Origin of the sequence: Flavobacterium aerium, assembly GCF_030766725.1 — a bacterium.
GTDB lineage: Bacteria > Bacteroidota > Bacteroidia > Flavobacteriales > Flavobacteriaceae > Flavobacterium > Flavobacterium aerium.
In genome coordinates, this window is sequence record NZ_JARQWR010000002.1 from 304,541 (window position 1) to 328,530 (window position 23,990).

22 protein-coding genes are annotated in these 23,990 nt (G+C 33.1%); 15 read left to right on the forward strand and 7 right to left on the reverse strand.

Annotated elements, in window-relative coordinates; genetic code table 11:
* The first annotated feature begins 174 nt into the window (after nt 1–174).
* Entirely contained in the window at nt 175–987 is an 813-nt protein-coding gene (locus tag P6733_RS03935) for a class I SAM-dependent methyltransferase (protein ID WP_306350301.1), read from the forward strand.
* Between the two features lie 79 nt (nt 988–1,066).
* Here the strand turns inward: P6733_RS03935 and P6733_RS03940 are convergent, their stop codons facing one another.
* Nucleotides 1,067–1,318 carry a hypothetical protein gene (locus tag P6733_RS03940; RefSeq protein WP_306350302.1) on the reverse strand — a complete coding sequence of 84 codons (252 nt, stop codon included), beginning with the start codon at nt 1,316–1,318 and terminating at the stop codon, nt 1,067–1,069.
* Nucleotides 1,319–1,427: 109 nt separating this feature from the next.
* Nucleotides 1,428–3,524 carry a M1 family metallopeptidase gene (locus P6733_RS03945; protein ID WP_306350303.1) on the reverse strand — a complete coding sequence of 699 codons (2,097 nt, stop codon included), beginning with the start codon at nt 3,522–3,524 and terminating at the stop codon, nt 1,428–1,430.
* A 131-nt stretch (nt 3,525–3,655) separates the two neighbouring features.
* On the opposite strand from P6733_RS03945, the gene recG reads away from it, so the two are divergent.
* Nucleotides 3,656–5,761 (forward strand): ATP-dependent DNA helicase RecG, encoded by a 2,106-nt coding sequence (recG, locus tag P6733_RS03950; protein WP_306350304.1) that lies wholly within the window; start codon nt 3,656–3,658, stop codon nt 5,759–5,761.
* Here the strand turns inward: recG and P6733_RS03955 are convergent, their stop codons facing one another.
* The 4 genes from P6733_RS03955 to P6733_RS03970 all read right to left on the reverse strand — a co-directional run bounded on the left by P6733_RS03955 (nt 5,762) and on the right by P6733_RS03970 (nt 7,776).
* The gene (locus P6733_RS03955; protein ID WP_306350305.1) at nt 5,762–6,154 is read right to left on the reverse strand and encodes a hypothetical protein; all 393 of its coding nucleotides are present in this window, start codon (nt 6,152–6,154) and stop codon (nt 5,762–5,764) included.
* Between the two features lie 75 nt (nt 6,155–6,229).
* Nucleotides 6,230–6,700 carry a PEGA domain-containing protein gene (locus P6733_RS03960; RefSeq protein WP_306350306.1) on the reverse strand — a complete coding sequence of 157 codons (471 nt, stop codon included), beginning with the start codon at nt 6,698–6,700 and terminating at the stop codon, nt 6,230–6,232.
* 21 nt (nt 6,701–6,721) lie between these two features.
* Complete coding sequence (locus P6733_RS03965) at nt 6,722–7,105, reverse strand: hypothetical protein (RefSeq protein ID WP_306350307.1); 384 nt, start codon at nt 7,103–7,105, stop codon at nt 6,722–6,724.
* Nucleotides 7,106–7,275: 170 nt separating this feature from the next.
* Nucleotides 7,276–7,776 carry a GNAT family N-acetyltransferase gene (locus P6733_RS03970; protein ID WP_306350308.1) on the reverse strand — a complete coding sequence of 167 codons (501 nt, stop codon included), beginning with the start codon at nt 7,774–7,776 and terminating at the stop codon, nt 7,276–7,278.
* Nucleotides 7,777–8,044: 268 nt separating this feature from the next.
* Between P6733_RS03970 and P6733_RS03975 the strand changes: the two genes are divergently transcribed.
* Both P6733_RS03975 and P6733_RS03980 read left to right on the forward strand, forming a co-directional pair.
* Nucleotides 8,045–8,911 (forward strand): bestrophin family protein, encoded by an 867-nt coding sequence (locus P6733_RS03975; protein ID WP_306350309.1) that lies wholly within the window; start codon nt 8,045–8,047, stop codon nt 8,909–8,911.
* 193 nt (nt 8,912–9,104) lie between these two features.
* Nucleotides 9,105–9,830, forward strand: a complete 726-nt coding sequence (locus tag P6733_RS03980) for a carboxypeptidase-like regulatory domain-containing protein (RefSeq protein WP_306350310.1) — start codon at nt 9,105–9,107, stop codon at nt 9,828–9,830.
* A gap of 52 nt (nt 9,831–9,882) precedes the next feature.
* Here the strand turns inward: P6733_RS03980 and P6733_RS03985 are convergent, their stop codons facing one another.
* Nucleotides 9,883–11,835, reverse strand: a complete 1,953-nt coding sequence (locus P6733_RS03985) for a KUP/HAK/KT family potassium transporter (protein WP_306350311.1) — start codon at nt 11,833–11,835, stop codon at nt 9,883–9,885.
* Between the two features lie 136 nt (nt 11,836–11,971).
* Between P6733_RS03985 and P6733_RS03990 the strand changes: the two genes are divergently transcribed.
* The 11 genes from P6733_RS03990 (at nt 11,972) to P6733_RS04035 (ending at nt 23,700) form a co-directional block, all read left to right on the forward strand.
* A complete protein-coding gene (locus P6733_RS03990; protein ID WP_306350312.1) occupies nt 11,972–13,309 on the forward strand; it encodes a sigma-54-dependent transcriptional regulator in 1,338 nt (445 codons plus the stop codon).
* A 264-nt stretch (nt 13,310–13,573) separates the two neighbouring features.
* Nucleotides 13,574–14,293 (forward strand): MotA/TolQ/ExbB proton channel family protein, encoded by a 720-nt coding sequence (locus tag P6733_RS03995; protein WP_306350313.1) that lies wholly within the window; start codon nt 13,574–13,576, stop codon nt 14,291–14,293.
* Nucleotides 14,274–14,666, forward strand: coding sequence for an ExbD/TolR family protein (locus P6733_RS04000; RefSeq protein ID WP_306350314.1), 393 nt, complete (start codon nt 14,274–14,276; stop codon nt 14,664–14,666). Before P6733_RS03995 ends, P6733_RS04000 begins: the two co-directional genes overlap by 20 nt.
* 191 nt (nt 14,667–14,857) lie before the next feature.
* Nucleotides 14,858–15,139, forward strand: coding sequence for a DUF7674 family protein (locus P6733_RS04005; protein ID WP_306350315.1), 282 nt, complete (start codon nt 14,858–14,860; stop codon nt 15,137–15,139).
* 103 nt (nt 15,140–15,242) lie between these two features.
* Nucleotides 15,243–15,320, forward strand: coding sequence for a potassium-transporting ATPase subunit F (locus tag P6733_RS17980; RefSeq protein ID WP_372339293.1), 78 nt, complete (start codon nt 15,243–15,245; stop codon nt 15,318–15,320).
* Nucleotides 15,321–15,378: 58 nt separating this feature from the next.
* Complete coding sequence (gene kdpA, locus P6733_RS04010; RefSeq protein ID WP_306350316.1) at nt 15,379–17,067, forward strand: potassium-transporting ATPase subunit KdpA; 1,689 nt, start codon at nt 15,379–15,381, stop codon at nt 17,065–17,067.
* A 19-nt stretch (nt 17,068–17,086) separates the two neighbouring features.
* On the forward strand, nt 17,087–19,168 hold the full coding sequence (gene kdpB / locus P6733_RS04015; RefSeq protein ID WP_306350317.1) for a potassium-transporting ATPase subunit KdpB: 2,082 nt from the start codon (nt 17,087–17,089) through the stop codon (nt 19,166–19,168).
* Between the two features lie 20 nt (nt 19,169–19,188).
* Nucleotides 19,189–19,749, forward strand: a complete 561-nt coding sequence (locus P6733_RS04020) for a K(+)-transporting ATPase subunit C (protein ID WP_306350318.1) — start codon at nt 19,189–19,191, stop codon at nt 19,747–19,749.
* Nucleotides 19,750–19,764: 15 nt separating this feature from the next.
* Nucleotides 19,765–20,838 carry a porin gene (locus P6733_RS04025; protein ID WP_306350319.1) on the forward strand — a complete coding sequence of 358 codons (1,074 nt, stop codon included), beginning with the start codon at nt 19,765–19,767 and terminating at the stop codon, nt 20,836–20,838.
* The gene (locus P6733_RS04030; protein WP_306350320.1) at nt 20,838–21,962 is read left to right on the forward strand and encodes a sensor protein KdpD; all 1,125 of its coding nucleotides are present in this window, start codon (nt 20,838–20,840) and stop codon (nt 21,960–21,962) included. Before P6733_RS04025 ends, P6733_RS04030 begins: the two co-directional genes overlap by 1 nt.
* Nucleotide 21,963: 1 nt before the next feature.
* Entirely contained in the window at nt 21,964–23,700 is a 1,737-nt protein-coding gene (locus P6733_RS04035; RefSeq protein ID WP_306350321.1) for a sensor histidine kinase, read from the forward strand.
* Nucleotides 23,701–23,990 lie beyond the last annotated feature (290 nt).

The window sequence follows — 23,990 nt, forward strand, 5'->3', positions numbered from 1 at the left end:
ACACAAAAACTATTCTTGAATAATTGTTCTAGTTTACGATCAAGGATTTTTCTCTTATCACGTTTTTAAGAATACATAATTTGTATGTTTTATCGGATTTTTGAATATTTAATGGGTAGATAGTATTTAAATAATTCCTATTATTGTTTTTATTATAAAAATTAAATAGAGATAATGGATTCAGAACATAATTATATAGAGATAAACCGTCAATCTTGGAATAACAGAACTGACACACATTTAAAATCAGAATTTTACGACCTTCCTGGTTTTCTAAAAGGAAGAACATCATTGAATGATATTGAATTAAATCTATTGGGTGATGTAAAAGGCAAAACAATTCTACATTTACAATGTCATTTCGGACAAGATTCAATTTCTTTGAGTCGACTTGGTGCTGAAGTTACTGGTGTTGATTTATCAGATAAAGCGATTGAAAGTGCAAAACAGATTGCAAAAGAGACCAACTCAAATGTAAATTTTGTTTGTTGTGATATTTACGATTTACCAAACCACTTAGATCAACAATTTGATATTGTTTATACGAGTTACGGAACGATTGGTTGGTTACCGGATTTAGACAAATGGGCAAAAATTATTTCTAAATTTTTAAAGCCCAACGGAGAATTTATATTTGTTGAATTTCATCCTGTTGTGTGGATGTTTGATGATAACTTCGATAAAATTGGATATAATTATTTTAATTCAGGAGCAATTTTAGAATCTGAAAGTGGGACTTATGCTGATAAAACTGCAACCATAACACAAGAATATGTGATGTGGAATCATGGTTTAAGTGAAGTAATGAACAGTTTGATAAAAAATGGACTTGAAATAAATTCTTTGGATGAATATGATTATTCTCCCTACAATTGCTTTAACAACATAATTGAATTTGAACCTAAAAAATTCAGAATAAAACATTTAGAGAATAAAATTCCAATGGTTTATTCTATAACGGCAAAAAAGAAAAAAGATAGCAACTAAGTAAACTTTATATAAGAGTTATCATCTAGCCTACACAGTTTTTGATTATCTATTAAGATTTATTGAGAATCGTGTAGGCTTATTTTATATTTCTAGATTTTAATTCTTTCTCTAATGTTTGGGTTTCTTTTTTCCATTTGTTGGCTGCATAAAAAGCAAAAAACAAAGGTAAAAATGTAAAAAATCCAAAACCATGCTTTACAGCACTATAAACGGCAACACCTATTAGAAATCCCAAGATTGCAGCATTGATTGTAGTATTGGATTTTGCCTTTTTTCTTTTCTCCAATAATTCTTGATCCGTAAATTCAGTTAATTGTTTTTCTTGCATTGGTCTAGTTTATTTTTATCTACAGCTAAATTATAAAAAAGCGAATATAAATAACATTAATTTTTATGTATTCTTTAGGAGACAAATTTTAATGTATAATTATTGAAAACTACTCTTCTAATAATCGATCCAGTTGGTTTTTTTGACGCAATGGTAATTCAAGTTGTATTTTTTCGAGACGTTCACGGATTGATTTGTCTTTCAGTAAGGAACGAATAGTTTCTCTGCTGAACTTTGTAAACTGCCATCTGTGACTCACTGTTCCATAAACAAGACTTTTGAGTACATCATCTGTGATTAATTTCATGGTCAGTAATTTGTCTAAAGCAATTTGACGAATACCAGTATCATAATTTGTACCCGTATATTCCAAGAGTTTTTTGTAATTATCTTTTCGTTGTTCCTTGAATTCAGGAGTCATAATAGATAATGTTAAGTACAAAAGTTCAAGGTTTTTATTTTGGTACTGTTCCCATTTTTTTGCCGTTTCAATATAATGAACCCTTTCTTTTGGAAAAGCCTGCCACAAGTTAAATAAGGCGATTTCTTTGGTGATATAGGATGGATCATCGAGTAAAGTTTCATAAGAAGATCTAAATTTCTCTGGAATTGGATTTAGCGAAACAGCAACAGCTTGACGAACATGAACATCATTTGTTTTTAAGGCGAATGTCAGTAGCTTTTCTTTGTTTTCATAAGATTCAGCTGTTAGCTGGTATACAATGAGCTCTTTTATGGGGAAATAAGAAGAACCTGTAAGCAATGATTCTAATTTTTTGCTCTTTTTGGCAAAAGGAATTTTTTCCATTGCCTGAACTTCCAGGTAATGCTTGATGAAGCTATTCTTCTTTAAGATATCAAGGGCTTCTGCTTCAGGGAATCCTGTTTGTTCTAGCCATTTTTTACGGAAATTAACGGTATCAAAACGTGATACTTTATTGATTTCTGCAAGAAAATCATCGGTAGTCACATTTTTAAAAGCATATTTTTCAAGATAATTTTTTACCGCCAAATTGAATGTCTTAGCGCCTATTGCTTCGCGTAAACTATGCAGGGCCCAAGCGCCTTTTTGATAAAAGGTTAGCGAGCTAGCTTTTTCATTCAGTAAAGGGATTGTATCAGTTTTTGAAGCTTGAAGTAAAAGCTGTGCATTCTTGTATAATTCGAAGTTGAAATAATCTTCTCCGTAAATATCTTTTTCAGCAAGTAAAGCATAATAGGTAGCAAAACCTTCTTGTAACCAATGATGTTGATTGGTCTTTGCCGTAATGAGATCACCAAACCATTGGTGGGCTAATTCATGAGCATTGACATTGGTGTACGTTTTATCATTACGTCCAATAGTATCCACAACAAAATCTTTGGAGAATACGGTAGCCGTTGTATTTTCCATCCCCGCATATAAGAAATCTCGAACGGGAACTTGTTTGTATATTTTCCAAGGGTAAGCATAACCAATTTCTCTTTCTAGAAAATCAAATATCTGTTTGCTATAACGATAGGTCGGTTCAATTTTATTTAAATCTTCTTTTTCATAGTAGTATTCCAATGGTACACCAGAACTGGAACTCTCGGTGTATTTATCAAAGTGCCCAATTGCCAACATAACCAAATAACTACTCATAGGATGATTCATTCGGAATTGCCAACTTATTTCCTCTCCTTTTTCAGTTTTATTTTGAAGTAAACCATTTGATATGACAGTAAAACTTTTCTCAAAAGTTATGTTTAAATTGAAAATTACTTTTTCATTGGGATCATCAAAACTAGGCAGCCAATGGCTTGTGTATTTTCCTTGTCCTTGTGTCCATATTTGTCCTTGAACTTCAACAGGAGTATCAATGACATCTGTAAAATTCCAATTGACAAAATACATTGTTTGTTGAGGAATCGCTTCATAAGAGAAGGTTATTTCGTTTGTACCTACTTGATAGCCTTCATATAATAGTAAAGCTTTATTATTGTTTTTATGCTGTACACTTTTGCCATTAATTTTTACTTCTGTAAAAGACATGCGTTGTGCATCGATACGAATGGTATCTATGGGTTTTAATACATCAAAGGTATACTTGATATGGCCAACTACATTTTGCTGTACAGGATTTATATTGAGCGCAACATCGAGTGTTTTAAAATCAACAGCCTCTCTTTGTTGGCTGTAAGCTGAATGAATAAAGAAGAAGAAAAAAATGATATAGTATTTCAAAATAATAGGTTTAGTGATCGTAACGTTTCAAATTTACAAAAAATGTGAGTGCTACAAAGATTGAATTGTTATAATGCATCGTTTTTAAATTGATAATTTATGCCTTATCTTCGTCTTTTTAAATTAAATCGATGCAGTCTAATCTTCTTCAAACCCCTATTGAATACTTAAAAGGTGTTGGCCCAAACCGAGGGGAGCTTTTACGCAAGGAATTAGGCATTCATAAATACCAGGATTTAATCAATCTCTACCCCAACCGTTATATTGATAGAACACGATATTACACTATTAATGAGCTACACAGTACAACAGCTGAAGTTCAGATTGTAGGTAAGATAATCAATATAAAAACTGTAGAGCAAAAACGTGGTAAGCGCTTAGTTGCAACATTTGTTGATGCTACAGGAGAAATGGAATTGGTTTGGTTTCAAGGGCATAAATGGATTCGAGAAAGTTTAAAATTAAATACTACGTATGTCATTTTTGGAAAATGTACAGCTTATGGTTCGACATTCAATATGGCACACCCAGAAATGGAATTATTAGAGGAACATCAGCAAAATTTACGTTCTGCGATGCAACCCGTTTATCCTTCTACTGAAAAATTAACGCAACGCGGAATTACTAATCGAGTAATCAATAAGTTGATGCAGCAGTTGTTTGTAGAAACACAAGCACTCTTTACCGAAACTTTGCCCGGTTATCTAATGGAAGAATTGAAGTTGATTCCGAAGAATATAGCTCTTTTTAATATTCATTTCCCCAAAAGCACTGATTTATTATCACGTGCCCAATTCCGATTAAAGTTTGAAGAATTATTCTTTATCCAAATACAATTAATTACGAAAAATCTAATCCGTAAGCATAAAATCAAAGGACATCCGTTTGAAAAAGTAGGTGATTATTTTACTAATTTTTACAATAATCATCTTCCATTTGAATTGACTAATGCGCAAAAAAGAGTAATCAAAGAGATTCGAAATGACATGGGTAGTAATGCTCAAATGAATCGATTGTTGCAAGGAGATGTTGGTTCAGGAAAAACCATAGTCGCTTTTATAAGTATGCTATTAGCGTTGGATAATGGTTTCCAAGCTTGTTTAATGGCACCAACAGAAATCTTGGCAAATCAGCATTTTTTAGGATTATCAGAATTAGCTAAAGAGATGAATGTCAATATAAAGATACTCACTGGTTCAACTAAAACTTCAGATCGTAGAATTATTCATGAAGAGCTTGAAAACGGTAGTTTAGATATCTTAATTGGTACCCATGCCTTACTGGAAGATAAAGTGAAATTTCATAATTTAGGTTTATCTGTAATTGATGAGCAACACCGTTTTGGTGTAGAACAACGTTCTAAATTATGGAAAAAGAATACAATTCCACCACACGTTTTAGTGATGACCGCTACACCTATTCCTCGTACATTGGCGATGAGTTTATATGGTGATTTGGATATTTCTGTGATTGATGAATTGCCACCGGGAAGAAAACCAATTCAAACGGTACATCGTTATGATAGTAATCGTTTAAGAGTATGGAAATTTATCCGTGATGAAATTGCTTTAGGACGTCAAATTTATATCGTATATCCGTTAATTCAGGAATCTGAAAAAATGGATTATAAAGATTTAATGGATGGTTACGAAAGTATTTCCCGTGACTTCCTATTACCCGATTATAGTATTAGTATTGTACATGGTAAAATGAAACCTTCAGAGAAAGAATCTGAAATGCAACGTTTTGCACAAGGAAAAACGAATATTATGGTGGCTACCACAGTTATTGAAGTTGGTGTAAATGTACCCAATGCCAGTGTAATGATTATTGAGAGTGCGGAGCGTTTTGGATTATCTCAATTACATCAATTGCGCGGACGTGTAGGCCGTGGTGCGGAACAGAGTTACTGTATTCTTATGACCAGTCATAAATTGAGTAGTGATAGTAAAACTCGTTTGGAAACTATGACTCGTACGAATGATGGTTTTGAAATTGCAGAAGTAGATTTAAAACTGCGCGGTCCAGGAGATTTAATGGGGACTCAACAAAGTGGTGTATTAAACCTTCAAATTGCCGATATTGTCCGTGATCGTGATATATTGCAATTAGCACGACATCATGCTGTAAAAATACTTAAAGAGGATGCTCCATTGGCAAAACCAGAGCATACCTCTTTAAGACAGACTTTTATGTTATTATCACAGAAAAAGAATATCTGGAATTATATTAGTTAATTATTTTGCTTGTAAATGATATTGCTGTAGCGTAGTTACATCTCCACTGTAATAATAAAATTCTATTTGAGTTCTATCACATGGATTTCCAGAACTAGGAACCTTGTTTTTTATAACTTTTACAAGATTAGCACCATTGTCACGGGCTAATTTTCCTGCATGAATTAGATTAGAATCAAAATCACAATGATTAGGAGAACCTAAATTCTCATACTTTGCATCCCCTATTTTCTCAACATTTGCTGGTAAAGCCTGCTGAACATCCAGAAAAGCAATTTTAATATCTGCAGGCAATGGTTTACCTCCATTTGACAAATCAAAAGTAACTTTAGAGCTGGTACAACTGGATAAGAATGCCACTATGGCTACGAGGGAGAATATTTTTTTCTTCATAAATTTTAATGGATTGGTTATAGTATCCAAAAATATTACTTAATATAAAAATAACAATAGATATTTGGAATTATATTAGTTTGCAGCTTTTTCCAATTGTCCCACTTTTTTCCAGTCAGCATCTATATTTAAAGCAACATTAATATAAATTTCATTATCATTCGTTTTTACTACTGCACCTTGTTTCATAGCAGCATTAATTTGTACAGGCGTTAAATTATACATAGCCCCAGTAATAGGGTCAATAACTAAACCAATTATGCCTCCAGCCAGAATGTTTGCTAAATACCATCCGTTGAATTTTTGGGTTAAGTTCGTTTCATAGGTTTGATACCCTTCTAGTTTAATCATAACGTGATGTTCTTTTTTTCGAGCAAGCTTCAATTCCATTGGTGTTTTACCAACTTCGACTTCATCAATAAATATTGAAGCAGCAGAAGGTGTACTTGAAAATTTTACTTTTTGTTTTGAACCTGAAATGATTGTTGCACAGCTAGACAATAGCAATGTTAAAATTAAAGAAGAAAGAATAATTGATTGTTTCATTGTTTTAAGTATAATTGATATTTAGTTAATTTGTAATTGGTACTGTTTAAGTTTGGTTACATCCCCTTCATAGTAATAAAATTCAACTTTTATTCTATAGCAACTACTCCATAGGTCTGGTGTCTTTTTTTCGATTACTTTAACGATATTGGCGCCATTTTGTCGAGCAAGTTTACGTGCACTCACTAAGTTTGTATATAAATCACAATTTGTTGAAAATCCTGTATCTTGATATCTAGCGTCTCCAATTTTTTTTACATTTTCTGGAACTAAGTGTTGTATATCTAGAAAAGCAACTTTATCCTCAATTGTTAGTGACTTATTTTGACTAATTATATTCGAAGATATTTTTGAGCTACAACTAGCTAAAAGAACAGATAATACTATAAATGTTATTCCTTTCATAAGTTTTTAATTAAGAAGACAAAAGTATTCTTTTAAAATATATTTAACAATTATTTATTAGATAATATCTTACAATTAATTTAGTGAGAAAAGATTTTTAACAAAAAAAGAGACTCATGTGATTGAGTCCCTTTTTTATATAAATTTTAAAGTAATATGAATATTGAAATTTAGATTTCTTTTTCAAGAACAAAATCCTCCATTAAATAGCCATTTCCTATTTCAATATCTTCTTCAGCCACTTTTATGAACCCAATTTTATCATAAAAATTAATTGCGCTATTAAAACGGTTTACATTTAAGGAGATGATATTGTTGTTATTCTGTTTAGCAATAGCTTCAATTTCAGAAAATAAGATACGACCAATACCTTTTCCTTGCGCTGATGGAAGAATATAAGCCTTATGTATTTTAGTCTTTCCTGCATTTTGATAATCTAATTCATAAGAGGCAAATCCAAGGAAATGAGTATCTTCTTGTGCTAATATAAAATGATGTCCTTTTAAAGTACCTTGTTCTTCCAGTGCTTCAATAGCATACATTTTTCCGAACATATAGTCAATTTGTTCTTTAGATAATATAGAACCATAGGTCACTGGCCATGTTTCAGCTGCAATGTGTTGTACAATTTTATAATCTTCAACAGTAGATACTTTCTTTATTTCAATCATAGTGATGTTTTTATAATCATTCTATTTTACCATCAAAGACAAAGATTGATGGTTGTAGGAATGAAAAGCAAATTTAAAATTATTTAGAGGTTTGAATCATAGAATTAACAAAAAAATAAGGTTCTTTAAAGTGGTTAGATTTGAGTGTTTTAGCATTTGTTTTAAATGAAAAATACGATGATTTATTCTATATCCATATTTGATCAGTCCTAGAAACCAATTCCTTTTTTTATATTTGAAACCAAAAAATAAACACCATCATCAGTATATGATATCATATGATCCTAAAGAATGGGTTTCCTTTATCTTTCGATTCCACAAAGGGGATACTTTTAGAAAATTAATTCCATTAATAATTGCTTTGGCTGCTTATTCAGGAGGTATTGCCTATTTAGAATTGGAATATTGGGATTTATCCAGTACGAGTCAGGTAAAGAATCTTACAATTATGCATAATATGCTAGGATTTGTAATCTCTTTATTGTTGGTTTTCAGAACCAATACTGCCTATGATCGTTGGTGGGAAGGACGAAAAATGTGGGGTTCTTTGGTTAATAATAGTAGAAATTTAGCGATTAAGTTATCAGTGATGCTGAAAGACCCTGAGGATAAAGCTTTCTTCAAGAAAATGATTCCTGCTTACGCATCTGTATTGAATTTGCATTTGAAAATGGAAAGTATCAGTCATGAGTTATTTGATAATAAGACATTGTCTGATGATCATTATAAGCACAAACCCAATCAGATTGCCAAAACCATGATGGCTAAGCTCGACCAGTTGTATCATGCAGGTAAAATTTCTGGAGAACAATTAATTGTTCTGAATGCAGAAGTTCAATCATTTACAGACGTTTGTGGAGCTTGTGAACGAATTAAAAATACCCCTATTCCTTATTCATACAGTGCTTTCATTAAGAAGTTTATCTTTATGTATGTAATCACATTACCATTTGGTTATGTGTTTCAGTTAGGGTATTACATTATTCCGGTGGTAATTTTCATTTTTTATGTATTAGCCAGTTTAGAGTTGATTGCAGAAGAAATTGAAGACCCTTTTGGAAATGATCCAAATGATTTGCCTACTCAGAAAATATCTGAAAATATTAAAAAGAATGTAGAGGAATTAATGTACTAGTTTTAATTACTTCAAGAGTTGATTTTCATTTTCTTTAATCTGATTCTTTTGGGCTAAATTTACAATTAGTTTATATGGGTAGAGTTAAAGTACAAATCAAATGTAAGAAAGTTCATTAAAATTTATAATTCTATTAAGATTTTTTCTTGGAATAAATTGTATATTTCTGCTATAAACCTATCTAACCAAAATCATGAAAACTAGACTCATTGCTATTGTATTATTTTTTATATCTCAAATTGGTTTTTCACAGACAGAGAAATCAATTCAAGGGAAAGTAATGTATGGGAACTACCCTATTCGAGGTATTGAAGTTATTAACTCTACCTCAAGAAAAATTGTTACTACAAACAACCTTGGGATATATATTATTGATGTAAAAGAAGGAGATGTGTTAGTTTTTGCGTCTCTAGGTTATGAATACCAAAGTGTTACACTGACTAAAGATGATATTGCTAAAAATAATCTGATGATTTCATTAACCGAAAAAGCAGAGAAATTAGATGAAGTAGTGATTTCTAAGAAAAACATTGATGAAGTAGAGCGTTATAATTCTCAAATAATTGTAGATCAGAAATATATTGATGATAAGCAGTCTTCCCTTAAAAATAAATTTATTAATGACGGGACAATCGAAGATGGAACCGACTTAGTCCGATTAGGAAAGGACATCATTAAGTTCTTTAAAAAGAATAAGAAAAAAGGAGAATCAATTAATTTTAAAGAAGTAGCAGCAAATACGTATGATAAGACATTTTATACAGGTGCTTTAAATTTAAAACCAGAGGAAATAAATCTTTTTTTAGAATATTGTAGTGCGGATCCTAAATCCAAAACGATCTTTAATAACAACGATATATTAAAAGGAATGGATTTTTTAATTGCTAAGAATACAGAATTTAAGCAGTTATCAAAATAAAGTAATAAAAAAGCCCTCTATTTTAGAGGGCTTTTTTATTTATGTGTGGTTGTTATTTTACACGAGTCATATTCAACTCTTTTTGTGGTGCAATAATCAATGGTACTGATTCTATTGTCACAGAGCTGCTGTCTAATCCAAAAGCTTTTCCTTCTGATAGACCAAGATGCTTTAAGAAATTATAAGCGTCTAGAATCAATTTTTCATAGAACGGTAAATCATTTTCATAGGATATAAATTTCTCAATGACAACGAATCTGAAATCCCCAATGATATGATTTTTATTTAAAGAAGCATAACGACTTGTAATATCTACTTCTTTACATTTTACCATATCTTCTACTACCTTTTTAAACATTAGGTTAATACGTGGTGCAACTCGGAAACCAAGTCTAAAGTCAATACGAATTACATCATCATGGATGAATTCATTCACCTTATATTCCATTGTGTACGGTTCATCGACAACATCAACGTGTACAAACCAATAAATATCAGCTCGTTTAGGTTGTTTTTGCATAATTGAATACATGATCTTGGATTCAATTTCTTGACGGTTGTCGGCACTTGTTAGGTATACTAAATGTGTAGCGTATTTAGGTACGCTCATATCTTTACTTAAATCTTCTAATATTGGTAGGTAATCGGCTAGTTTTACAAATACCACATAGCGGTTTCTGATTTTACGAGCATAATACCAAACGAGCATTACTGTAATTAATATGGCTGCAATTAAAATGGTGATATAACCACCATGTGTAAATTTATTAAGGTTGGCAATTAAGAAAGAAACCTCAATAATAGCATAGGTTGCAATACAAAGTGTGATTAATAACGGATTGTATCTCTTTAAGATCATATAGTAGTTCAGCAAAGTAGTTGTCATTAACATGGTTAATACAATTGCTAAACCATAGGCAGCTTCCATTCCAGATGATTCTTCAAAGTGTAATACGATCATCACACAACCAGCCCATAATAACCAGTTGATTGAAGGAATATACAATTGACCTTTTAGGTCGGTAGGATATTTAATTTTTACTTTAGGCCAAAGGTTCAAACGAATAGCCTCATTAATTAAAGTGAATGATCCACTTAATAATGCCTGACTCGCTACAATAGCGGCTAATGTTGCAATACCAATACCAATAGGTACAAACCAACCTGGCATGATTCCGAAAAATGGATTTGATACCCCTAATTGTTTTAAGGTTTGACCTTCATGTGAGATTAACCAAGCACCTTGTCCAAAGTAGTTTAAGATTAAACACGTTTTTACAAAAATCCAACTCACACGAATATTCGATTTCCCACAGTGACCTAAGTCAGAATATAAAGCCTCTGCCCCTGTTGTACAAAGAAAAACCGCTCCAAGTACTAAGAAACCACCATTGTGATCGGATAATAATTTATAAGCATAATATGGATTAATAGCACTGATAACACTTAAGTCGGTCATCATTTGTGTAACTCCTAATACCCCTAACATTGTAAACCAAACTAACATAATAGGTCCAAAGAACTTACCAATGAATTTAGTTCCAAATTGTTGTATTGAGAATAATGCAGTTAATATAATAATAACGATTGGGACCGTTTGAATAGCTGGATTAATAGCTTGTAAACCTTCAATTGCAGCCGAAACAGAGATTGGAGGTGTAATAATTCCATCGGCCAATAAGGCACTTCCTCCAATAATAGCTGGGAAAAGAAGCCATTTAATTTTTGTTTTACGGATTAAGGTGTACAAAGAGAAGATTCCTCCTTCACCTTTATTATCAGCTTGAAGCGTGATAACAACGTATTTTAAAGTTGTTTGTAAAGTAAGTGTCCAAAAAATACATGAAATGGCTCCTCTTACAGCATCGGCATCAATGGTATGACTTCCAATAATTGCCTTCAATACATATAGCGGTGAAGTACCGATATCGCCAAAAATAATTCCTAAAGTTACTAGTAAACCTGCTGCGGATAATTTATGACCTAATTGATGATTTTTTCCCACGGAAATATTTGATTTAAAAGGGCAAAACTACAAAATATTAACTTATAGCATATTAAAATAAATAGAAATTATTATTTACTTCAATCAATGATTCTAATAGCTATATTTATAACTTTGTATAAAAGTAATATAGCCTTTGAAAAATATACTAATCATCGACGATGAAGACAAGTTACGCAGCCTTATGGCCCGCATTATTGTAGCTGAAGGATTTGAAGTATTCCAAGCTGAGAACTGCAAAACAGGATTAAAAAAACTAGAACTTCATGCTATAGATGTGGTACTGTGTGATGTAAAATTGCCTGATGGTAATGGTGTTGCTCTTACCGAACAGATAAAAGCGGTTTATCCACTCACGGAAATTATAGTTCTAACTGCTTTTGGTAATATCGCTGATGGTGTACAAGCGATGAAAAATGGTGCTTTCGACTATATTGTAAAAGGTAATGATAACGATAAAATTATTCCCTTACTCCATAAAGCAATTGAAAAAGTTACTCTACTTAAAAAAGTACGGCACTTAGAAAAACGAATTTTTGATAAATATTCGTTTGATACAATTATAGGAAAATCAAAAGCATTAGAGCAAGTCATTGCATTAGCCAAAAAAGTAGCTCCAACAGAATCTACGGTTCTATTAAATGGAGAAACGGGAACAGGAAAAGAAGTTTTTGCACAAGCCATCCATGAAAATAGTAGTCGCGCGGGAAAATCCTATGTAGCGTTGAACTGTAGTACGTTTGGGAAAGAACTATTGGAAAGTGAATTGTTTGGACATAAACAAGGAGCCTTTACAGGTGCAATAAAAGATAAAAAAGGTTTTATTGAAGAAGCCAATGGCGGAACATTATTCTTGGATGAGATTGGTGAAATGCCTTTAGAATTACAAGCCAAGCTATTACGTGTTTTAGAAACAAGTGAATATATTAAGGTTGGAGATACAAAACCAAGCAAATCGGATTTCCGATTAATTACAGCTACTAATAGAGATCTTAAAAAAGAAAGTGAAGAACACCGCTTCCGTTCTGATCTGTACTTCCGATTGAATATTTTTGAAATACATATTCCCTCATTACGAGAACGAACAAAAGATATTGAAATACTAACAGAATTTTTTGTAGAGCAGTTTTCGGCTAAAACCAACAAAAAAATTACAACAATAGAACCTGAGTTCATCAGGAAACTAGAGGGATATTCCTGGCCGGGAAATGTTCGCGAATTAAAAAACATCATTGAACGTTCGGTTATTTTAGCAGATGGGGCTACTTTAACGACCGATTTATTACCGTATGAAATAGAACACCATTCGGATCAAGGACATAAAACATTATCGGCATTTTCAATTGCGAGTATCGAAAAACTGCACATTCAGAAGGTATTAAACTATACAAAAGGAAATAAAGCAGAAACTGCCCGATTATTGGAAATTGGTGTAGCTACGCTCTATCGCAAGATGGAAGAATACAAATTATAAAAGACCGTTATTATACAATTGAAACAATAAAATAACGCGAATTGAGGTTATAAATACTTAAGTGAAAAAAATACCGTTTATAAAAGTAAAATCGAGAGATTTGAATTACGGATTAAAAAACATTTTTGTAACATATTAAAACACAGAAATTAACTGTTATAAATGCTTTTTCAATTTTTAATTCATTGATAAATATTGTAATATTGTCAACGAATTTCATTTAAAAGCACAAATTTAACTGCACACTAAATAAAGAATACTTTTATGATTATTACAAATTTTCTATTACAAGCAGATACAATTGCTAAAAACTCAACAAATGCTGTTATTGCCACAACTGGTGGCGGAGAAAGTACTTCTTACTTTCAGTTTTTAATGAAAGGTGGGATTATGATTGTTCCCATTATTCTACTATTATTCTTTTGTATTTACATTATTATAGAACGTTATTTGTCTATACAAAAAGCTTCTAAGCAAGATTTAGCTTTGCTGAATGATATTAAATACGAATTGCGTTCTGGTAAAATCGATGGAGCAATTATGATTTGCAAAAGAGCTTCTACTGCAACATCTAATGTTTTACAAAGCGGAATCCGTGTAATTGGCCGTCCGATTAGTGAAATCGAATCAGCAATGGAAAAAACCGCCAATATTGAAATTGCTCAAATGGAAAAGAAACTAGGATATCTAGGTTTAATTTCAGGGATTGCACCTATTTTAGGATTTATCGGAACAATTTCTGGGGTAATTAAAATTTTCTATAGCATTTCTATTTCTGAAAATATTAGTATTGGAAATATATCAGGAGGTTTATACGAGAAGATGATTAGTAGTGGTGCTGGTTTAGTTGTAGGTGTAATTGCTTACTCTGCTTACCACCTATTCAATATGATGATTGATAATTTCTCTTTCAACGTACAAAAACAAGTTTTAGAATTAATAAACATTATACAACAGCCACAAAATGAGACTCAAAAGGAATAAGCGCTTTTCAGCAGAAATACCGACCTCTTCTCTGAGCGACATCATGTTCTTTTTGTTGTTGTTCTTTCTTATTATTTCCACGTTGGCTAACCCTAATGTGATTAAACTGATGCTTCCTAAAGCACAAACGAATGAGACGACCAACAAGCAGCATATAAGCCTGTCGGTTACAGAAGACAAACGTTATTTTATCGATAAACAAGAAGTTCCATTCGATGAATTAGAAACTGTTTTGAAAACAAAAACTGATGCTTTACAAGATCAGAAAGTTCTAATCCGTATTCCGTATAACCTACAAGTACAGGATTTAGTAGACCTATTGCAAATAGGTTCAAAATTAAAATTAAACTTCGTTCTTGCTACGGCAAAATAAGAACATTATATCCATACGATTGAGAGTGTAATTCCTCTCAATTTGATAAAAGCCTATCATTTTGATAGGCTTTTTTTATGGCCCAAACTCTCCTAAAATAGCTTATCGCTTTATGGACAGCCTCTTAGGGATAACCCTCCTACTTTGGAATGTAATTTGGCATAGGAATGAAAAACAAATCATTTATTCTTATGAAAAAAATACATGAAACAATTTATAATCAGGTCGAACGATTATCCGATTTGACAATACTGTTTATGCAAACTAACAAACCGCAATTATTAAAAAGATGTCTTTCCATTGCGGAGAACAAATTAAAAACAGGCAGTAGTGAAGTCAAAATTGCCATCTCCTCTATTTTCATTTTTAAAGTATCCCACTATTTGGAAATGAACAATTACAACATTCATCAAGTCTTACCACTACAATTGGACAGAGAATACATCAAACAGGTAAACGCTTCAGGAGTTTAAAAAAAAATACAATCATGACAACAATACTCTTAGTTCTATTAGGAATCATCTTATTTCTAATTTGTTTTAAAAGCATCGATTTCTTCGATAAAATATAAAAATTATGACAGCACTATTTATTATTTCAGTTGCGGTTTTTGCCTTTATCATTTACGTACTGCTAAAACCTGAAAAATTTTAAAAAACGAAAAAGATCCTCATTCTTTTTTTACTCAAAAAAATAAACAAATTTCTACAATATGAACACAGAAATAATTGGCATTATAGGTTTATTTATTGCCACACTAATTCTAGCCATTCCGCTAGGACGTTATATTTCAAAAGTATTTTCTTCAGAAAGTACTTGGCTCGATTTTTTATTTAATCCAATAGAGAAGTTCTTTTTCCGTGCCAGTGGAATTGATATCAAAAAAGAAATGAACTGGAAGCAACACTTAGTAGCGATGCTTACGATCAATTTGATTTGGTTTATTCTGGGAATGGTTATTTTAATGAACCAAGGTTGGTTGCCTTTAAATCCCGACGGTAATGCAGGACAATCTCCTGAATTGGCTTTTAACACCAGTATATCCTTTATGGTTAATTGTAATTTGCAACATTATTCTGGTGAGTCTGGAGTAAGTTATTTATCACAATTATTCCTGATGTTTCTACAATTTGTTAGTGCCGGAACAGGAATTGCAGCTGCCGTTGTATTATTCAATGCTTTAAAAGAAAGAGCAACCAATAAACTAGGGAATTTCTACAACTATTTGATTAAATCTTGTTTACGAATATTACTTCCACTTTCCATTGTAGTTGCGATTCTATTAGTATTTAATGGAACTCCAATGACTTTTGAAGGAAAAGATGCCATCACTTCTTTACAAGGAGATAAAGTAGAAGTATCTACTGGACCAGCAGCAGCATTTATAGCGATAAAACATATTGGAACAAATGGGGGTGGTTTTTTTGGAACCAACTCAGCACATCCTTTTGAAAATCCAAACTATTTTACGAATGGTGTGGAAATGATTGCCCAAATGATTGTTCCTTTTGCAATGATTTTTGCTTTAGGCTACTATTTGAAACGCAAAAAAATGGCTTGGGTTATTTTCGGGGTGATGACACTCGGATTTTTAATTCTGACAATTCCAACTGTGGTTACCGAAATGCGTGGAAACCCCGCAATTTCAGCAATGGGAATCGATAACAGTTCTGGAGCAATGGAAGGAAAAGAAACCCGAATTGGCGCCGCTGCATCTGGCTATTGGAATATTGCAACCACCGTAATTTCTACAGGATCTGTAAACTCAATGCATGATAGTAGCATGCCGCTTTCTGGAATGAATGAACTATTGGCCATGATGACCAATTCATTCTACGGCGGTTGTGGTGTAGGGATGTTGAATTACTTCATCTTTATTATTCTGGCTGTTTTTATCAGTGGATTAATGGTCGGTCGTACGCCCGAATTTATGGGAAAAAAGATTGAAGCCAAAGAGATGAAAATTGCGATGATTGTGGCTTTATTACATCCTTTCTTAATTTTAGTAGGAACAGCCTTGGCAACTTCATTCCCAGCCTTGACAACTTCGACACTCAATAATCCCGGATTCCATGGTTTTAGTGAAATGCTATACGAATACACTTCTTCGGCAGCCAATAACGGTAGCGGATTTGAAGGATTAGGGGATAATACAATGTGGTGGAATGTGAGTACAGGTATATTATTATTGTTGTCTCGATTCATCCCAATCATTGGTCCTATTGCAATTGCAGGTTTATTAGCCAGTAAAAAATACATTCCTGAAAGCGCCGGAACTTTAAAAACGGATACAAGCACATTTGGTATTATGGTTTTTGCTGTGATTGCTTTAATAGCTGCATTATCCTTTTTCCCTGCCTTAACACTAGGTCCTATTGCAGAGTACTTCTCCCTAAAATAATTATTTTAAATAAAATAAAATGAAAAATACGAATAACGCTTTGTTTCAGAAAGATTTAGTGAATGAAGCATTAAAACAAGCTTTTATCAAACTGAATCCCAAAATCATGTTCCGTAACCCCATTATGTTTACGGTAGAAATTGGTACAGTCGTGATGCTTATTGTTTGTCTTTGGATTGCCTTAGGAGAAACATCACAAGGAAGCTTTATCTACAACTTTATTGTTTTCCTTGTATTATTACTAACCTTATTGTTTGCCAATTTTGCGGAAGCAATTGCCGAAGCACGCGGAAAAGCACAGGCGGATAGTTTGCGTAAAACACGAGAGGAAACACCGGCAAATCTGATTGTAGATAACAAACCGGGCTTTAATGTAACAGTAAAACAAGTAATGTCGGCTCAGATGAAAATGGGAGATGTTTTTATTTGTGAAGCAGGAGATACAATTCCTACCGATGGTGAAATCATAGAAGGATTGGCTACCATTGATGAATCGGCGATTACAGGAGAATCAGCTCCAGTAATCCGTGAAGCTGGTGGTGATAAAAGTAGTGTGACAGGAGGAACAAAAGTACTGTCTGATAAAATCAAAGTTCAGGTAACAACTCAACCAGGTGAAAGCTTCTTGGATAAAATGATTGCTTTGGTAGAAGGTGCTAGCCGTCAGAAAACACCAAATGAAATTGCCTTAACAATCTTATTAGCTGGATTTACATTGGTATTTATCATCGTGTGTGTGACTTTAAAACCATTTGCCGATTATGCAAATTCTCCAATCACTATATCTGCCTTTATTGCTTTGTTTGTTTGTCTTATCCCAACAACAATTGGAGGATTATTATCTGCTATTGGGATAGCAGGAATGGACCGTGCTTTGCGTGCAAATGTAATTACCAAATCTGGTAAAGCAGTAGAAACAGCTGGAGATATTGATGTTTTATTATTGGACAAAACAGGAACCATTACTATTGGTAACCGTAAAGCAACACGCTTCTACCCTGTTGAAAACATAGACGAAAAACATTTTGTAACCAGTAGTATTTTAAGCTCTTTGGCAGATGAAACACCGGAAGGAAAATCGATTATAGAATTGGCCTTTTCAGAGGAATACAATAAACCACATTACAACTTACAACCTAAAAGCAATTTTCAGGAACACACTGGAGGTATGACTTTTATTAAATTCTCAGCGGAAACGCGATCTTCTGGTGTGGATTTGCCGAATGGCGATCAAATCAGAAAAGGTTCTTTTGACGCTATTAAAGCCAAAGTGTTACAAGCAGGTAATGCATTCCCAGACTCTGTAGAAACAACTGTAAAATCAATCGCTGAAAATGGAGGAACACCACTTGTCGTTGCAGAGAATAATAAAGCTTTAGGCGTAATCGAATTACAAGATATTATCAAACCAGGCATTCAGGAGCGTTTTGAGCGCTTACGCAAAATGGGAGTTAAAACGGTAATGGTTACGGGAGATAATCCCTTAACAGCCAAATTTATTGCAGAAAAAGCAGGTGTAGACGATTATATCGCAGAAGCGAAGCCAGAAGACAAGATGAATTACATTATTCAAGAGCAACAAAGTGGAAAACTAGTAGCGATGATGGGTGATGGAACAAATGATGCTCCTGCTCTTGCTCAAGCGAATGTTGGTGTGGCCATGAATAGTGGAACACAAGCTGCTAAGGAAGCAGGAAATATGGTGGATTTGGATAATGATCCAACGAAATTAATTGAAATCGTCGAAATTGGTAAACAGTTATTAATGACTCGTGGTACATTGACTACCTTTTCTATTGCAAATGATGTAGCCAAGTATTTTGCCATCATTCCTGCCTTATTTATTACTGCAATTCCGGCTTTACAAGGATTAAATATCATGCATTTATACAGTCCTGAAAGTGCCATACTATCGGCCGTTATTTTCAATGCGATAATAATCCCAATATTGATTCCACTGGCATTACGCGGTGTAGCGTACAAACCTATTGGCGCCAGTGCTTTATTGCGCAGAAACTTAATGATCTATGGATTGGGTGGTATAATTATCCCCTTCATAGGAATCAAAGTGATTGACAGTATCGTATCTCTATTCATGTAAAAATTTAAAAATAAAGTAAAATGAAAACGAATATAATTCCCGCAATTCGATTAACCATCATCAGTTTATTGTTCTTTTCTGGGGTATATACACTAGTAATCTGGGGAGTAGCACAATTGGCTCCTAATCAAGGTAAAGGAGAAGTAGTGACTCAAAACAATAAAAAATACTATGTCAATATTGGACAAGCCTTCACAAAAGACGAATACTTCTATTCTCGTCCATCAGCTGTAAACTATAATGCAGCTGGAAGTGGAGCCAGTAACAAAGGAGCATCAAATCCAGAATATTTACAAATGGTTCAAACCCGTATTGATACATTTTTAGTGCATAATCCAGAAATTCAGAAAAAAGATGTACCTGTAGAATTAGTAACTGCTAGTGGTAGTGGATTAGATCCTGATATTTCTCCAAAAGCAGCTTTGGTTCAGGTGAAACGAATTGCAAAAGTAAGAGCATTGCCTGAAGCAAAAGTGCAACAATTAGTGGCGCAACATACGCAACAACCTCTACTAGGATTTTTAGGAACTACAAAAGTGAATGTATTACAATTAAATCTGGCTTTAGATCAATTAAAATAAGCCTCCCCTATTACAATGAAAAAAATAATAATCGCTGCAATGGCCTTGATATCCTTACAAGCTATTGCTCAAGACACTATAAAAAATCCCTTAACATTTTCAGGTTATGTAGAAGGATATTACAGTTATGATTTTGGAAAACCTGCTAATCATGTGAAGAATGCTGCTTTCTATAATTTTAATAAACACAACGAGGTAAATCTTAATTTAGGTGTGATTAAAGCTGCTTATGCAAATGATAAAGTAAGAGGTAATCTAGCCTTGATGGTCGGGACTTATGCGGAATACAATTTGGCGGCAGAACAAGGTCTTTTGAAAAACGTATATGAAGCCAATATTGGAGTAAAAATTTCTGAGAAACACAATCTTTGGGTAGACTTAGGGATTATGCCTTCGCATATAGGATTTGAAAGTGCCATTGGGAAAGATTGTTGGACGTTGACCCGTAGTATTCTGGCGGAGAATTCACCTTATTTTGAAGCCGGTGTAAAAGTAGGTTATACCACACCAAATCAGAAGCTATATGTAGCGGCAATGTACTTGAATGGATGGCAACGTATTCAACGTGTAGAAGGAAATCAAACGCCTGCTTTTGGGACGCAAGTTACCTATAAACCCAACTCGAGTACTACTTTAAATTGGAGTACCTATATTGTTAATGAACAGAATGATACAATAAAAAAATGGCGTTATTTTAATAATGTTTTTGTACAACATCAATTTACCGAAAAGTTAGGCCTTATTGCAGGATTTGACATTGGAATTCAGCAACAAGCAAAAGGTAGTAATCAATATAATGTATGGTATTCTCCAGTGGCCATTGTACAGTATAAACCTACTGATAAAACAAGAATGGCTGCTAGAGTAGAATATTACACTGATAAGCATGGTGTAATTATTCCAACAGGTACAGAAAATGGTTTTAAAACCACAGGATATTCATTGAATTTTGATTACCTTCCTATGGAGAATGTTCTATTCAGAATTGAAGGTCGAATGCTAGATAGTAAAGACAAAATATTCTTGAATAATGAGAATCCAAGTTTCCAGAATTATAGTATTACCACCTCTTTAGCCCTATCATTTTGATGGATGAGAAACAAAATAATGCACAACATTTTCTGGATTTAATTCAGAAATCCAGAAAAGGAAAGTTTAAAATCTACATCGGCATGAGTGCCGGTGTAGGTAAAACTTACCGTATGTTACAAGAAGCACACACGCTACTCCGCAATGGAATCGATGTGAAAATAGGCTTCATAGAAACCCATATGCGTAAGGAAACGCATGATTTATTAGAAGGTTTGCCGGTTATTCCAAGGCGAACCTTATTCTATAAAGGGAAACACCTGGAAGAAATGGATTTACAAGCCATTATCAATCTACGTCCAGAGATTGTAATTGTAGATGAACTTGCACATACAAATATTGAAGGCAGTAAGAATAAAAAACGTTGGGAAGACGTGATGGAAATATTAGATGCCGGAATAAATGTGATTAGTGCCGTTAATATTCAACACATTGAAAGCCTCCATTACGATATTAAAAAGATTACGTCCATAGAAGTACAAGAGCGTATTCCCGATAGTGTATTGAAGGTAGCCGATGAAGTTGTAAATATTGACCTTACTTCAGATGAATTAATTACACGTCTTAAAGAAGGGAAGATTTATAGTGCAGACAAAATTCCTACGGCATTAAGTAATTTTTTTAAATCCGAACATATCCTGCAACTGCGGGAGCTAGCTTTGCGTGAAGTAGCCAATCAAGTGGAACGAAAAGTAGAAAATGAAGTGCCAAAAAATGCTTCATTCCGACAAGATCGTTTACTAGCTTGCATTAGTAGCAACGAAAAAACAGCTAAAATAGTCATTCGGAAGACGGCTCGTCTGGCCAACTATTATCATAGTAAGTGGTATGTTTTGTATGTACAAACGCCAAAAGAAAGCAGTACAAAAATAGCGTTGGATAAACAGCGTCATTTGATTAATAATTTTAAATTAGCTACAGAATTGGGTGCTGAGATTATAAAAGTAGAAAGCCCTCATATTGTGAATGCTATGATGGAAATTGCAGAACAAAAAGAGATCTCAACGGTATGTATTGGCAAGCCACATCTTAATTTATTCAGTATAATTGCTTCTACGACCGTTTTCAATAAGTTGCTGACGAAATTATCTTCTTCGAATATTGATTTAATAATTCTTTCATAAAATGAAAATTAAAACGAAACTAACGCTGGGTGTTGGCTTACTCTTCCTGATGATCATTGCATTATCATTTCTTGGCGAATATTATATCCGGTCATTGAAAAATGACACAAATAATATTCTGAAAGCCAATCATAATACCTTAGAATATGCTCGTAATATGTTTATTGCTTTGGATGATATGCCCGATATGGCTCCTGCCCTAGCAAATTTTAAAGAGAATTTAAAAAAACAACAGAATAATATTTCAGAACAAGGTGAACGTGAAGCAACGCAACACTTGAGTGATCATTTTGCTCAACTCCAATTAGATATTTCTAATGATTCATTGAAAAAACTAATTCGTGGAGACTTATCTACGATTATGAAATACAACATGGATGCTATTCAGCAAAAAAGTGACAAGGCCAATGAAACGGCTGAAGCAGCTTCGGTATGGATTGCATTAACAGGAACCTTTTGCTTTTTTATAGCTTTTAGTTTATTGATTAATCTCCCAAATAATATCGCCAATCCAATCCATGTACTATCCGAAAGTATCAAACAGATTGCCGATAAGAATTATACACAGCGGGTTAATTTTGAGGATCATAATGAATTTGGAGAATTGGCAAAGTCTTTCAATGTAATGGCCGAAAAGTTACAAGAATATAATAATAGTAGTGTTTCCAAACTGATGTTTGAAAAGAAACGCCTTGATACTTTAATCAATAATATGCACGATCCTATTATTGGTTTAGACCACCAGAAACAAATTATTTTTGCCAATGATGAAGCGATTAAAATATTAGGTTTTGAAAATGATTCCTTAGTGGGTAATTCTATTCAGACGTTGGCCTTACAGAATGATTTAATGAAGTCCTTGATTCAGGAGCTTTGTGATAAACCCATTGACCCAGAACAGAAAAGAACACCGCTTAAGATTTTTGCGCACGGAAAAGAGAGTTATTTCGATCAGGACATCATTAATATTACCATCACTCCTACTGGAGAACAAAAACTCATTAATATTGGTGACGTAATTATATTGCGAAATATTACACAGTATAAAGAATTGGATTTTGCGAAAACCAATTTTATTGCCACTATTTCTCATGAGTTAAAAACCCCTATTTCTTCGATTAAATTAAGTTTACAACTATTAGAGAATAAAATCACAGGAGTAATTAATCCAGAACAACAATTATTGATTGATAGTGTAAAGGATGACAGTAACAGATTACTCAAAATCACAGGTGAATTACTAAACTTATCTCAGGTAGAAACGGGGAATATTCAGTTGAATATCCAAAAGAGCAGCCCGTACGAAATATTACATTTTGCAATTGAAGCAATTAAAGTTTCAGCCGAACAAAAACATATTGAAATTACCACCCAAATTGAAGAAGATTTGCCTGCTGTCATTGCCGATACTGAAAAAACAGCTTGGGTATTGATTAACTTTTTAACCAATGCGATTCGTTATTCTACCGAAATGAGCACCATAGTTTTAAAAATCAATACTGAAGTTGATGTCGTAAATTTTCAAGTCATTGATTCAGGAAAAGGGATTGACAACCAATACAAAGAGAAGATTTTCAATAAATACTTTCAAGTTCCGGGGAGTAATAATGCCGGTACAGGATTAGGATTGGCCATTAGTAAGGAATTTATTGAAGCTCAAGGTGGTATCATTGGAATGGATAGTGAAATTGGATTAGGTAGTACATTTTATTTTAAATTATCGGCTTCAAGAATTTAAGATTAAAGTTTTAAATAATAGATTGAATAAAAATAAAATTGTGCTTGAAGTTAGTCATGAAAGTCCTTATTTACGTCTTCTTTCGCATCCAAGAAAAAAAGAATAAGGTATCGTGACCAGACAAATTCTCTTATCAAAAATAGTATTCTTATCATTTTTATGCGCTATATACATATTCTTAAAACATAAAAACATCTTGAATCACTAAATCGATTAGGTTCTACATCATTGCTATAAAAATCGGTATCAAAATTTAAAATTGAGCTTTTTTAAAGCTTTATATTTTGCTT

Excerpts from the sequence above, each read along its gene's own strand:
- P6733_RS03980 (WP_306350310.1), top strand. The coding sequence starts at position 9,105 with ATGAAAACTAGACTCATTGCTATTGTATTATTTTTTATATCTCAAATT.
- P6733_RS04000 (WP_306350314.1), top strand. The coding sequence starts at position 14,274 with ATGAGACTCAAAAGGAATAAGCGCTTTTCAGCAGAAATACCGACCTCT.
- kdpA (WP_306350316.1), top strand. The coding sequence starts at position 15,379 with ATGAACACAGAAATAATTGGCATTATAGGTTTATTTATTGCCACACTA.
- P6733_RS04020 (WP_306350318.1), top strand. The coding sequence starts at position 19,189 with ATGAAAACGAATATAATTCCCGCAATTCGATTAACCATCATCAGTTTA.
- P6733_RS17980 (WP_372339293.1), top strand. The coding sequence starts at position 15,243 with ATGACAGCACTATTTATTATTTCAGTTGCGGTTTTTGCCTTTATCATT.
- P6733_RS03975 (WP_306350309.1), top strand. The coding sequence starts at position 8,045 with ATGATATCATATGATCCTAAAGAATGGGTTTCCTTTATCTTTCGATTC.
- recG (WP_306350304.1), top strand. The coding sequence starts at position 3,656 with ATGCAGTCTAATCTTCTTCAAACCCCTATTGAATACTTAAAAGGTGTT.
- P6733_RS03965 (WP_306350307.1), bottom strand. The coding sequence starts at position 7,105 with ATGAAAGGAATAACATTTATAGTATTATCTGTTCTTTTAGCTAGTTGT.
- P6733_RS03995 (WP_306350313.1), top strand. The coding sequence starts at position 13,574 with ATGATTATTACAAATTTTCTATTACAAGCAGATACAATTGCTAAAAAC.
- kdpB (WP_306350317.1), top strand. The coding sequence starts at position 17,087 with ATGAAAAATACGAATAACGCTTTGTTTCAGAAAGATTTAGTGAATGAA.
- P6733_RS04025 (WP_306350319.1), top strand. The coding sequence starts at position 19,765 with ATGAAAAAAATAATAATCGCTGCAATGGCCTTGATATCCTTACAAGCT.
- P6733_RS03970 (WP_306350308.1), bottom strand. The coding sequence starts at position 7,776 with ATGATTGAAATAAAGAAAGTATCTACTGTTGAAGATTATAAAATTGTA.
- P6733_RS03935 (WP_306350301.1), top strand. The coding sequence starts at position 175 with ATGGATTCAGAACATAATTATATAGAGATAAACCGTCAATCTTGGAAT.
- P6733_RS04030 (WP_306350320.1), top strand. The coding sequence starts at position 20,838 with ATGGATGAGAAACAAAATAATGCACAACATTTTCTGGATTTAATTCAG.
- P6733_RS04005 (WP_306350315.1), top strand. The coding sequence starts at position 14,858 with ATGAAAAAAATACATGAAACAATTTATAATCAGGTCGAACGATTATCC.
- P6733_RS03960 (WP_306350306.1), bottom strand. The coding sequence starts at position 6,700 with ATGAAACAATCAATTATTCTTTCTTCTTTAATTTTAACATTGCTATTG.
- P6733_RS04035 (WP_306350321.1), top strand. The coding sequence starts at position 21,964 with ATGAAAATTAAAACGAAACTAACGCTGGGTGTTGGCTTACTCTTCCTG.
- P6733_RS03955 (WP_306350305.1), bottom strand. The coding sequence starts at position 6,154 with ATGAAGAAAAAAATATTCTCCCTCGTAGCCATAGTGGCATTCTTATCC.
- P6733_RS03940 (WP_306350302.1), bottom strand. The coding sequence starts at position 1,318 with ATGCAAGAAAAACAATTAACTGAATTTACGGATCAAGAATTATTGGAG.